The sequence below is a fragment of the Baekduia alba genome (genome assembly GCF_028416635.1).
GTDB lineage: Bacteria > Actinomycetota > Thermoleophilia > Solirubrobacterales > Solirubrobacteraceae > Baekduia > Baekduia alba.
Genome location: NZ_CP114013.1, coordinates 3,490,104 through 3,502,501, shown reverse-complemented (window position 1 = coordinate 3,502,501; position 12,398 = coordinate 3,490,104). Strand labels below are relative to the sequence as shown.

The window sequence follows — 12,398 nt, the reverse complement described above, 5'->3', positions numbered from 1 at the left end:
ACGTCCAGGGGTGTACGTAGCCCACCACAAAGGAGAACATGCCGCTCACGGACACCCAGGACGCCTACCTCCGCTGCGCCGCGCTTCAGCGCCGGCACGACCCGACCTTCCACCTGGCCACCCAGGTGCTGGGCCGCGACGTGCGTCCGGCGGTCCATGCGCTGTACGGGTTCCTGCGCGGCGCCGACGAGCTGGTCGACGGGCCGGACCGCGCGCCGACGCCCCAGGGCCGCCGCGCCGCGCTCGACGCGTGGCAGCGCACCCTGGTCGACGGCATCGCCAACGGCGGCAGCGACCACCCGCTGATCTCCGCGCTCGTGGACGCCGGCCGCCGCCACGACCTCCCGCTGACCGAGCTCAACGTGTACATGGACTCGATGCGGGTCGACTGCGTCGGCCGCGTCCGGATCGGCTCGCGCGCCGAGCTCGACGCCTACATGAACGGCAGCGCCGCCGCCGTCGGCCGCGTCATGGCGCCGCTGATCGGCGTGCCGCGCGAGCGGGCGGAGGACGTCGCCCGCCTCGGCGTCGCCTTCCAGCTCACGAACTTTCTGCGCGACGTCCGCGAGGACTACAACATGGACCGCGTCTACCTGCCCGACCTCGACGAGGACGCGCTGGCCGCCGGGCGCCCGACGCCCGTGCCGCTCGACGAGGTCCGCCGCGCCGCCCAGCTGTTCCGGGACTCGGCCCGCGCCGTGCTCGGCGCCTGCGCGCCCCGCGCGCGCCCCGGGATCGCGATCGCGACGACGATCTACCGGCGTGTCCACCTGGCGCGCATCGAGCGCCGCGGCCTGGTGGCGGCATGACCAGACGCGCGACCGCGCGCGGGGCGGCGCGCACGTCGCTGGACGGCCGGCGCGCCGACGTCATCGTCTGCGGCGCGTCGTTCGCCGGCCTCTCCGTCGCGCGCGAGCTCGCCGGCGCCGGCGCTGACGTCCTGGTCCTCGACCGCTACGAGATCGGCGAGCGCGCCACTTCCGCGTGCGCGGTCCCGACCCCGTGGATGGCGGCGATGGGCGTCGAGGCCGCCGCCCGCCAGGTCCTGCCCGGCATGTCGTTCACGACGCCGCGCGGCGGCCGCGTCCGCTACGCGCTGCCCTGGAGCTGGACGGCGTTCGACTACAGGACGCTCTGCCAACTGCTGTGGGAGCAGTGCGGCGACGCCCGCTTCGAGACCGCCACCGTCCACGGCCGCACCGGCGACACGGTCCACACCGACCGCGGCGACCTCACCGCGCCGCTGCTCGTCGACGCCGCGGGCTGGCGCCGCGTCCTCACCACGCCGCACGTCCAGCCGCCCGACGCGGCCCTCAGCCGCGGCCTGGAGGTGCACCCGCACGACCCGCAGGGCACCGACCTCGACGTCTACCTCGACCGCGACCTCATCCGCCGCGGCTACGGCTGGTCGGTTCCGGCGGCCGGCGAGCGCCGTGTCGGGACGCTGTCCTACGACCCGCGCGACCACGTCAAGCAGCCCACGCGACGCCTCGCGCAGGAGCTCGACGTCGAGACCGTCCGCTACCAGGGCAACTGGTTCCCGCACGCCCTGCAGCAGGCCACGACCGGGACCGCCTTCTGCGTGGGCGACAGCGCCGGCCACTGCTTCCCGCTCTCGGGCGAGGGCATCCGGACCGCCTTCTACTTCGGCATCGCCTGCGGGCGCGAGCTCCGGACGGTCATCGACGGCGACCAGACGCGCGAGCAGGCCGCAGACCGCTACACCGCCTTCCACGAGCGCCATCGCGCCGCCTTCACGCGAGCCGCCCGATTGCAGAGGCTCATCCCGGCATTGCCACCGCCGATCCTGTCAGTCTTGCTGCGCACGATGAGCGTCCAGTTCGTGGTCGACCGGGCGTTCGGCTGGTATCTCCAGCAGGCGCACCCATCGCTGGCCGCCCGTCCGCCCGGCCCGCGCGCACCCCATGGCAGACCGATCGAGCACGCCACCCTTCCCCGGTGACGCCGACCGCGCACCCGCGCTGGTCCGCGCGCTCGACGTCGCGACCAGCGGTGTCCTCGTCTGCGACGCGACCACCGCGGACCGGCTGGTCGTCACCTACGTCAACGGCGCGTTCGAGCGCCTCTTCGGCCGCACCGCCGGCGAGCTGGTCGGCGACGACGTCACCGCGCTCGTCGTGGAGAGCGTCAGCGACGACGAGGCCCGCGCCGCGCTCGCGGCCGCGCTGCGCGACGAGCGCGCCCACGCGGCCACGTTCACCCTCCGGCGCCGCGACGGCTCCGCCTTCCGGGCCGAGCTGCGGATCACGCCGGTCCGCGACGCCGGCGGGACGACCACCGACTGGATCGCGGTCGTCGACGACGTCACCGAGCGCCTCGACGCCCTCGACGCGCTCGCCCTCGCCGAGGCCCGCTACCGCAACCTGGTCGAGCACGTCCCGGCCGTCGCCTACGTCGCCGAGTGGGACGAGCACTCCACGCTGACCTACATCAGCCCGCAGATCGAGGCGCTGCTGGGCTGGCCGCCCGAGGCGTTCCTCGACGACCAGGACCTCTGGTACAGCGCGATCCACCCGGACGACCTCGACCGCGTGCGCGAGGAGGAGCGGCTGTCCTACACCGCCGGCACGCGGGTCGACCACGAGTTCCGGATGCGCCACCGCGACGGCCACGAGATCTGGGTGCGCGACAAGGAGACGGTGATCCGCGACGCCGACGGCGCGCCGCGCTTCAGCCAGGGCGTCCTGGTCGACGTCACGCCGACGCGCGAGACCGAGTCCGAGCTGGCCGACGAGCGCCACCGCGCGCAGCGCTACCTCGACATCGCCGGCGCGATCATCGTGATCCTCGACCCGAGCGCGAAGATCACGCTGCTCAACCGCGCCGGCGCCGAGCTGCTCGGCTACGACGAGGGTGCGCTGATCGGCCGCGACTGGTACGACGCGGTCGTCCCGGCGCGGCTGCGCGAGGCCGGCCGGACCGCCTACGCCGCCGAGATCGCCGGCGACGAGGACGACGCCGTGCACGAGTCGGTCGTGGTGACCAGGGCGGGGGAGGAGCGCACGATCGCCTGGCGCGACACGGTCGTCCGCGACGCCGACGGCCGCGTCACCGCGATGATGTCCAGCGGCGTCGACCTCACCGAGCGTCGCGCCGCCGAGGAGCAGATCGCCTACCTCGCCTACCACGACTCGCTCACCGGCCTGCCCAACCGCGCGCTGCTGCAGGAGCACCTCGACCTCGCGCTGGCCCGCGCGCGGCGCCAGGGCCAGGCGGTCGGCCTGCTCTACCTCGACCTCGACGGCTTCAAGCTCGTCAACGACTCGCTCGGCCATCCCGCCGGCGACGAGCTGCTCTGCCACGTGACGATGCGCCTCAGCGAGCGCCGCCGCGGCATGGACCTGCTCGCCCGCCAGGGCGGCGACGAGTTCCTGCTGCTGCTCGCCGACCTCGACCGCCAGGAGGCCGAGGCCCACGCGCGCCGCGTGGCCGACGACCTGCTCGGCGCCCTGGCTGAGCCGTTCTCGATCTCCGGCGCTGAGTTCCACATCGGCGCGTCGATCGGCGTCAGCCTCTTCCCGCGCGACGCCGCCGACGCCGACGAGCTGCTGCGTCACGCCGACGCGGCGATGTACGGCGCGAAGTCCGCGGGGCGCAACGGCGTCACGGTGTACGACGGCGACCCGCACGAGCCGTTGGAGCGGCTGTCGATGACCAGCCGCCTGCGCAAGGCGCTGGACCGCGGCGAGCTGATCCTGCACTGGCAGCCGATCGTCGACCCGCGCGACGGCGCGCTGCGCAAGTTGGAGGCCTTGGTCCGCTGGCAGGACCCGTTCCGCGGCCTGGTGATGCCCGACGACTTCATCTCGTTCGCCGAGGAGACGGGCTTCGTCGACCGCGTCGGCGACTGGGTCGTCGGCGCCGCGCGCGACCAGATCCTCGCGTGGGAGCGCGCGGGCTACCGGCCGCCGCGCGTGACCGTCAACGTCTCGCCGCGCCAGCTGCGCCGCCCGGACTTCGGCCAGCGCCTGCTCGGCCTCGTGCAGCCCGACGACGTCGCCAGCCGCTTCACCGTGGAGATCACGGAGTCGGCGGCGATGGCCGACCCGCTGCGCACCGACCCCGTTCTGACAGAGCTGGTGGCCGCCGGCGTCGAGATCGCGGTCGACGACTTCGGCGCCGGCTACTCGTCGCTGTCGCGCCTGCGGACCATGCCGGTTCAAGTCCTCAAGATCGACAAGACGTTCCTGCAAGCCGTCCCGGACGACGTCCAGGCGACCGCGATCGTGACCGCGATCATCGAGCTGGCAAGGGCGTTGGGGATGGAGGCGGTCGCCGAGGGCGTCGAGAACGAGCAGCAGCGCGCGTTCCTCGTGGCGCGCGGCTGCCCGCTCGCGCAGGGCTACCTGCTGGGCCGTCCGGCACCGGCCGCGGAGATCGAGCCGCTGCTGGCGCGGGCTCCGTCGAGCAGCCCTTCGTGAGTCAGACGGTGTGGACGGCGCTCGGCGGCGGGCGCTTCGTAGAATTCGACGTCCATGGAGCCGAACGCGATCAACTACGACGCCCAGGGCCTCGTCCCCGTCGTCATCCAGGACTGGCGCTCCGGCGAAGTCCTGACCTTGGCGTACGCCAACGCCGAAGCGGTCGCACGCACGCGTGAGACCGGCGAGCTCCACCTCTGGTCGCGCTCCCGCCAGGAGCTGTGGCGCAAGGGCGCGACATCCGGGAACACCCAGGCGGTCAAGGGCCTGCGCTACGACTGCGACGGCGACGCGCTCGTCGCGCTGGTCGAGCCCGCCGGCCCGGCGTGCCACACCGGTGAGCGCACCTGCTTCTACCGCGGCGACATGGACCCGGCGCCCTTCGAGGTGCTGCCGGCGCTGGAGCGCACGCTCGTCGCCCGCCAGGCGCAGCGCCCCGAAGGCTCCTACACGGTGGCCCTGCTCGACGATCCCGCCCACATCGGCGAGAAGGTCGAGGAGGAGGCCGAGGAGGTCGCCCGCGCCGCGCGCGAGGAGACCGACGACCGCGTCGACAGCGAGGCGGCCGACGTCCTGTACCACCTGCTCGTCCTGCTGCGGTCGCGCGACCGCGCGCTGGCCGACGCCACGGAGGTCCTGCGTGAGCGCGCTCGCTGAAGGCGCCAACACGGAGGGGTTGACGCTCGAGCCGTCGCTGGAGGATATCCGGGCGCTCGCCGCCGATCCCGCCCACGACCTCGTCCCGCTGCGCCACACGTTCATCGACGACTGCGAGACGCCGGTCTCGGCGTTCCTGAAGCTGCGCGGGGCGGAGAAGCAGACGCCGGCCTTCCTGCTGGAGTCCGCCGAGCAGGGCCAGCGCGTCGGGCGCTACTCGTTCATCGGCGTCCAGCCGCGCGACGTCGTGCGCTGGTCGCTCGGCGACGACGGCGACCCCTACACGCTGGCCGAGGAGGGCGCCGCGCTGCGCCAGGCCACCTACCGGGACGCGCCCCCGTTCACCGGCGGCGCCGTCGGCTTCTTCGGCTACGACCTGGTCCGGACCGTCGAGACGACGCTCGGCGAGCCCAACCCCGACGTGCTCGGCCTGCCCGACATGGCGCTGATGCTGTCCGACCTGCTGGTGGTCTTCGACCACCTCAAGCACACGGTCACGATCCTCGCCAACGTCGCCGCCGACGACGTCGACGCCTCCTACGTCGAGGCGGTCCAGACGATCGCCAAGGCGCGCGCGGTGCTCGACGGACCGGTGCCCAAGCCGGACGTCGAGCCCGGCGAGCGCCCGGTTCCGGAGTTCACCTCCAACATGCCCCGCGAGCAGTTCGAGGGCATGGTCGCGCGCATCGTCGAGTACGTGCATGCGGGCGACGCGTTCCAGGTCGTCCCGTCGCAGCGCTGGAGCGCGGAGCTGGCGGGCGTCGACCCGTTCTCCGTCTACCGCGGGCTCCGGGTCGTCAACCCGTCGCCGTACATGTACTTCCTGGACTTCCTGGACTTCCAGATCGCCGGCGCCTCGCCCGAGCCGCTGCTGACGGTCAACGGCCGGCGTGCCTCGACGCGGCCGATCGCCGGCACGCGCCCGCGCGACGCCGACCCGGCCGAGCTGCTCGGCGACGAGAAGGAGCGCTCGGAGCACGTCATGCTGGTCGACCTGGGTCGCAACGACCTGGGTCGCGTGTGCGAGTACGGCTCCGTCGCGGTCGACACGTTCATGGCGATCGAGCAGTACTCGCACGTCATGCACATCGTCTCCTCGGTCTCCGGCACGCTGCGCGAGGACATCGGCCCGATGGACGCGCTGCGCTCGATCCTGCCGGCCGGCACGCTCTCGGGCGCGCCGAAGGTCCGCGCGATGGAGATCATCGACGAGCTCGAGCCGGTCAAGCGCGGCGGCTACGGCGGCGCGATCGGCTACCTGAGCTACAGCGGCGACCTCGACACGTGCATCCACATCCGCACGGTCGTGATCAAGGACGGCACCGCGCACATCCAGGCCGGCGGCGGGACCGTGGCCGACGCCAAGCCGGAGTACGAGTTCGAGGAGTCGGTCAACAAGGCCAAGGCCGTCAAGGGCGCGATCGCGCTGGCCGCGCGGCAGAGGGACTGGGCATGAAGCTGCTGATGGTGGACAACTACGACTCGTTCACCTACAACCTGGTTCAGTACCTCGGCGAGCTGGGCGCGACGATCGAGGTCGTCCGCAACGACGTCGCGACCATCGACGAGCTGCTGGAGCGCGCGCCGGACCGCGTCGTGGTCTCGCCCGGCCCGTGCACGCCCAGCGACGCGGGCATCTCGATCGAGGCGATGCGGCGCTTCCCCGAGGCCGGCATCCCGACGCTTGGCGTCTGCCTCGGGCACCAGTCGCTGGCCGAGGCGTTCGGCGGCACCGTGATCCGCCACGAGCCGATCCACGGCAAGACCACCGCGATCGAGCACGACGGCGAGGGCGTCTACCGCGGCCTGCGCGGCGCGCTGACCGTCGGGCGCTACCACTCGCTCGTGGTCCGCGAGGAGGACCTGCCCGACGCGTTCACTGTCACCGCCCGCGGCGGCGGCGTGCTGATGGGCATCCGCCATCGCGAGCTGCCGGTCGAGGGCGTGCAGTTCCATCCCGAGTCGGTGCTGACCGACCGCGGGAAGGACATGCTGCGCAACTTCCTCTCCGACGCGTAGGCTGTCCGCCTTTCCATGCCCAACGACGTCCTCACGGCGGCGATCGACCTGCTGGCCGAGCGCCGCGACCTCAGCCAGGACCAGGCGGCCGCGGTCCTCGCCGAGATCATGGCCGGCAACGGCAGCGAGTCGCAGATCGCCGCCTTCCTGATCGCGCTGCGCACGAAGGGGGAGACGGTCGAGGAGATCGCCGGCCTCGCCGCGACGATGCGCGCGCTCGCGACGCCGGTCCCGACGCGGCGCCACGACCTGCTCGACACCGCGGGCACCGGCGGCGGGCGGCACACGTTCAACGTCTCGACGACCGCGGCGCTCGTCGCGGCCGGCGCCGGCTGCGCGGTCGCCAAGCACGGCAACCGCTCGGCCACGCGCGCGTCGGGCTCGGCCGACGTGCTGGAGGCGCTGGGCGTCCGGATCGACCTGACGCCGGAGGACGTCGGCGCCTGCATCGACGAGGTCGGCTTCGGCTTCATGTTCGCGCCCCGCCACCACGCGGCCACGCGCTTCGTGATCCCGGTGCGCAAGGAGCTGGCGGTCCGGACGATCTTCAACTTCCTGGGGCCGCTGACCAACCCGGCCGGCGCGCGGCGCCAGGTCGTCGGCGTCTCGGACCCCGATTCCATCGAGGCGCTCGCCGGGGCACTGGCGCGGCTGGGCTGCGACCGGGCGTTGGTAGTCTCCTCCGCGGATGGCCTGGACGAGATGAGCACGTCCGCCCCCACGCACGTGGTGGAGGTCAACGGCGACGAGCTGCACCGCTACGACGTCAGCCCCGCCGACGTCGGGCTCGCCGAGGCGCCTGCCGCCGCGATCACCGGCGGCGGCCCGGCGGCCAACGCCGAAGTGACGCGCGCGGTGTTCGCGGGCGCGCAGGGCCCAGACACGGACCTCGTGCTCCTCAACGCGGGCGCCGCCATCTACGCTGCGGGTCGGGTCGAGGACCTGGCCGCGGGCGTTGAGCTGGCGCGTGAGACCATCGCGTCGGGCGCTGCGGCGAGCACCCTCGAAGACTACGTCCGCCTCACACGGGAACGTTCACCGGCACCAGCATGAGCAAGGCCCGACTTCGTCGCGCTCGAGAGAGCAACCACAAGTGAGCAACGTCCTGGAGCGCATCGTCGACGTCACGCGTGACGAGGTTCGCCGCCGCCGCAAGGAGGTCCCGCAGAGCGACCTCGAGTCGCGGCTCGGCCCCCACCGCGAGGCGCGCCCGTTCGCGGAGGCCCTCGTCCGTCCCGGCGTGTCGGTCATCGCCGAGCACAAGCGCCGATCGCCGTCGGCCGGCGAGATCCGCGCGGGCGCGACCGTCACCGAGATCGCGCAGGCCTACGAGCGCGGCGGCGCCGCCGCCCTGTCGATCCTGACCGAGGGCCCGCACTTCGGCGGCTCGCTCGCCGACCTGGAGGAGGCGCGCGGCGCGACCGAGCTGCCGATCCTGCGCAAGGACTTCATCGTCGACGGCTACCAGATCTACGAGGCCGCGGTCGCCGGCGCCGATGCGATCCTGCTGATCGTCGCGGCGTTGGAGCCCAAGGCGCTCGTCGCGCTCTACGCCGAGGCCCAGGCCCTCGACCTCGACATCCTCGTCGAGGTCCACGACGAGGACGAGCTGGAGACCGCGCTCGAGGTCGTCGACGCCGACGTCATCGGCATCAACAACCGCAACCTCGTCGACTTCACGGTCGACGTCGAGCGCACCTACGAGCTGCTGTCCGACGTGCCCGCGGGCAAGACGGTGGTCTCGGAGTCCGGCTTCCACACCCGCGCGCAGATCGAGGAGCTCGAGCGCGTGGGCATCGATGCCGTCCTGATCGGGGAGACGCTGATGCGCGCTCCCGAGCCGGAGGTCGCGCTGCGCGACCTCACCGGCCACGCGGCCGGCAGCGGCGAGGACGCGCTCTAGGACGCTGGCCTGCCAGCCGGCAGTGGCCGTCCGTCCAGTCACGACGGGGGCTTTAGCAAGATTTAGATCGACTTCAGCGTCGCTTCAGCGATCCTCTGGAACCTTCGAGTGCGTATGAGCCAGATCCCTGCCCCCAAACAGTCCATCGTCCTGCCGCTGCTCGTGGCCGCCCTGCTCGGCGGCGGCGTCGCCGCCGGGGTGACGACGGTGATCGCCGGCGACGGCGGCGGCGACGGCCACACGACGACCGTCATCCGCCAGCCGGCGGTCGCGTCGCAGGGGGCCGACGGCGGCAAGTCCAACGTCAGCGAGGGCCTGACCGCCGCCGACATCTACCAGCGCTACGCGCCCGGCGTGGTGTTCGTCCGCTCCGAGATCATCGAGCAGACCAACAACCCGTTCGCCTTCGGCTTCGGCGGCGCGCAGAAGAGCGAGGCCACCGGCTCGGGCTTCGTCATCGACGCCAGCGGCGACATCCTCACCAACAACCATGTGATCGACGGCGCGACGCCCGACTCGATCACCGTCCAGTTCGCCGACAAGAAGACCGTGAAGGCCAAGGTCGTCGGCAAGGACCCGTCGACCGACCTCGCGCTGCTGAAGGTCGATCCCGAGGGCCTGGACCTCAAGGCGCTGCCGCTCGGCTCCTCCAAGGACGTGCACGTCGGCGACCCGACGATCGCGATCGGCAACCCCTTCGGCCTGGACCGCACGCTGACCACCGGCGTCGTGTCCGCCCTGCAGCGCCAGATCCAGGCGCCCAACGGCTTCGCGATCAAGGACGTCATCCAGACCGACGCCGCGATCAACCCCGGCAACTCCGGCGGCCCGCTGATCGACTCGGCCGGGCGCGTGATCGGGATCAACTCGCAGATCGAGACCGGCGGCAGCGGCTCCAACGGCAACGTCGGCATCGGCTTCGCCGTCCCGATCGACACCGCCAAGTCGATCCTCAGCAACCTCAAGAAGGGCGAGAGCGTCCAGCGCGCCTACCTCGGCGTGACGTCGCTGACCGTCGACGGCCAGCTCGACGCCCTGGACCTGCCGGTCGACCACGGCGCGCTCGTGCAGAGCGTCGAGTCCGGCAGCCCCGCCGACCAGGCCGGCCTGAGGGCCGGCAGCCTGCAGGCCACGCTCCAGGACAGCTCCGACCCGGTCGTCCTCGGCGGCGACGTCATCACGAAGTTCGACGGCAAGACGATCACGACGTCGGACCAGCTCGCGCAGCTCGTCGCCGCGCACAAGCCGGGCGACGAGGTCAAGGTCGAGATCGTCCGCAAGAAGCAGACCAAGACCCTGACGGTGACGCTGACCAAGCGGCCGCCGGCGCTCCAGACCGGCTGAGCGCGGAACGCTCTCCGAGGGGGCGAGGTTCCGGCGGGAACTCGCCCAGGGGCTCGCTCCCGCGGCCACCTAAGATGCATGCTGTGGCCGACCGCGCACCCCGCATCAAGTTCTGTGGCATCACGTCGCTGGCCGACGCCGAGCTCGCCGTCTCGCTCGACGCGTGGGCGATCGGCCTGATCCTGTGGCCGCAGTCCAAGCGCGCGTGCGACCCCGCCGAGGGCATCCGGATCGCCAACGCCCTGCGCCGCAAGGTCGAGATCGTCGGCGTGTTCGTCAACCAGACGCTGGACGAGGTCGCCGCGCTGGCCGACATGCTCCAGCTGTCGATCGTCCAGCTGCACGGCGACGAGGGACCGTCCTACGCCAAGGAGGTCCAGCGCCGCACCGGCTGCAAGGTCATCAAGGCCCAGTCGGTCCGGCTCGCGTCCGACGTCGTCGCCGTCCAGGCGTTCCGCACCGACTTCCACCTGCTCGACACCCACCGCGACGGATTGCGCGGCGGGACGGGGGAGACGTTCGACTGGTCGATGCTCTCGCGCCGCACGTCGCGGCTGCCGCTGATCCTGTCCGGCGGGCTGACGCCCGAGAACGTCGGCGAGGCGATCGCCGCGGCGCACCCGTTCGCGGTCGACGTCGCCAGCGGGACCGAGGCGTCGCCCGGCGTCAAGGACCCGGAGAAGATGAAGGCCTTCGCCGCGGCCGTGCGCGCGACGGGGCCGGCGCCGGAGCCCTCGGGCCCGCCGCCGTCCGCCACGCCGACGCCGACGCCGACCCCCGCGGGCCGGCGCGCTCCCGTGCGGCCTGTCGCATGACGTCGCTTCGCGATCGAGAAGGGAACTGCTTGTGAGCACGGGCCTGGAGATCCGCTTCGGCCCCTACGGCGGCCAGTACGTCCCCGAGACGCTGATGCCGGCGCTCGGCGACCTCGAGCGCACGTGGCTCGACGCCTGGTCGGACGCGAGCTTCCGCACCGAGCTCGAGCACCTGCAGCGCGACTACGTGGGACGGCCGTCGCCGCTCTACCTGGCGCCGCGGCTCAGCGAGGTCGCCGGCCGGGCGATCTGGCTGAAGCGCGAGGACCTCAACCACACCGGCGCGCACAAGATCAACAACGCGCTGGGGCAGGCGCTGCTGGCCAAGCGCATGGGCAAGCCGCGGGTGGTCGCCGAGACCGGCGCGGGCTCGCACGGCACCGCGACCGCCACCGCATGCGCGCTGCTGGACCTCGAGTGCGTCGTCTACATGGGCGAGGTCGACGTCGCGCGCCAGAAGCCGAACGTCGAGCGCATGCAGCTGCTCGGCGCGACGGTCGTCCCCGTGGCCGCGGGCTCGCGCACGCTGAAGGAGGCGACGAGCGCGGCGATCCGCGACTGGGTCGCCAACGTCGACACCACGCACTACGTGCTCGGCACCGTCGCCGGGCCCGCGCCGTATCCGGCGATGGTCCGCGAGCTGCAGCGCATCATCGGCGACGAGGCGCGCGCGCAGCTGCTGGAGCGCGAGGGGCGCCTGCCCGACCGCGTGCTGGCCTGCGTCGGCGGCGGCTCCAACGCGATGGGGATCTTCGCCGCGTTCATCTCGGACGAGGCGGTCGCGCTCGTCGGCGTCGAGGCGGGCGGCGAGGGCCTCGACGGCCGCCACGGGGCGCCGCTGACCTCCAACGCGCGCGCCGGCGTGCTGCACGGCTCGCTCAGCGCGATCATGCAGGACGGCGAGGGCCAGATCCTCGAGGCGCACTCGATCTCGGCGGGGCTCGACTACCCGGGCGTCGGCCCGGAGCACGCGTGGCTGCGCGACACGGGCCGCGCCTCCTACGTGGCGGTCACCGACGACCAGGCGGTCGCGGCCTTCAAGGAGGTCACGCGCCTGGAGGGCATCATCCCGGCGCTCGAGACCGCCCACGCGTTGTACTACGCCTTGCACGAGCCCTCGGAGTCCGAGCTCGACGTGATCTGCCTGTCGGGCCGCGGCGACAAGGACCTCGCCCAGATCATCGACAAGTACGGCGCCGACCCGGCCGACGCCTAGAA

At 72.7% G+C, this 12,398-nt stretch carries 11 protein-coding genes; all 11 read left to right on the top strand.

Annotated elements, in window-relative coordinates:
• The first annotated feature begins 38 nt into the window (after positions 1-38).
• Positions 39-809, top strand: a complete 771-nt coding sequence (locus DSM104299_RS17695; RefSeq protein WP_272472966.1) for a phytoene/squalene synthase family protein — start codon at positions 39-41, stop codon at positions 807-809.
• Positions 806-1,963 carry an NAD(P)/FAD-dependent oxidoreductase gene (locus DSM104299_RS17690; RefSeq protein ID WP_272472965.1) on the top strand — a complete coding sequence of 386 codons (1,158 nt, stop codon included), beginning with the start codon at positions 806-808 and terminating at the stop codon, positions 1,961-1,963. Before DSM104299_RS17695 ends, DSM104299_RS17690 begins: the two co-directional genes overlap by 4 nt.
• Entirely contained in the window at positions 1,926-4,442 is a 2,517-nt protein-coding gene (locus DSM104299_RS17685) for a sensor domain-containing protein (protein ID WP_272472964.1), read from the top strand. The genes DSM104299_RS17690 and DSM104299_RS17685 overlap by 38 nt, the downstream gene beginning before the upstream one ends.
• Positions 4,443-4,496: 54 nt before the next feature.
• Positions 4,497-5,099, top strand: a complete 603-nt coding sequence (gene hisIE / locus DSM104299_RS17680; protein ID WP_272472963.1) for a bifunctional phosphoribosyl-AMP cyclohydrolase/phosphoribosyl-ATP diphosphatase HisIE — start codon at positions 4,497-4,499, stop codon at positions 5,097-5,099.
• Positions 5,083-6,555 (top strand): anthranilate synthase component I family protein, encoded by a 1,473-nt coding sequence (locus DSM104299_RS17675; protein ID WP_272472962.1) that lies wholly within the window; start codon positions 5,083-5,085, stop codon positions 6,553-6,555. The genes hisIE and DSM104299_RS17675 overlap by 17 nt, the downstream gene beginning before the upstream one ends.
• Positions 6,552-7,118 carry an anthranilate synthase component II gene (locus DSM104299_RS17670; protein WP_272472961.1) on the top strand — a complete coding sequence of 189 codons (567 nt, stop codon included), beginning with the start codon at positions 6,552-6,554 and terminating at the stop codon, positions 7,116-7,118. The genes DSM104299_RS17675 and DSM104299_RS17670 overlap by 4 nt, the downstream gene beginning before the upstream one ends.
• Before the next feature lie 15 nt (positions 7,119-7,133).
• Positions 7,134-8,171 (top strand): anthranilate phosphoribosyltransferase, encoded by a 1,038-nt coding sequence (gene trpD / locus DSM104299_RS17665; protein ID WP_272472960.1) that lies wholly within the window; start codon positions 7,134-7,136, stop codon positions 8,169-8,171.
• A gap of 40 nt (positions 8,172-8,211) precedes the next feature.
• Positions 8,212-9,021, top strand: coding sequence for an indole-3-glycerol phosphate synthase TrpC (trpC, locus tag DSM104299_RS17660; protein ID WP_272472959.1), 810 nt, complete (start codon positions 8,212-8,214; stop codon positions 9,019-9,021).
• 114 nt (positions 9,022-9,135) lie between these two features.
• Entirely contained in the window at positions 9,136-10,365 is a 1,230-nt protein-coding gene (locus DSM104299_RS17655; protein ID WP_272472958.1) for a S1C family serine protease, read from the top strand.
• A gap of 83 nt (positions 10,366-10,448) precedes the next feature.
• On the top strand, positions 10,449-11,180 hold the full coding sequence (locus tag DSM104299_RS17650; protein WP_272472957.1) for a phosphoribosylanthranilate isomerase: 732 nt from the start codon (positions 10,449-10,451) through the stop codon (positions 11,178-11,180).
• A 31-nt stretch (positions 11,181-11,211) separates the two neighbouring features.
• Entirely contained in the window at positions 11,212-12,396 is a 1,185-nt protein-coding gene (gene trpB, locus DSM104299_RS17645; protein WP_272472956.1) for a tryptophan synthase subunit beta, read from the top strand.
• Positions 12,397-12,398: the final 2 nt, after the last annotated feature.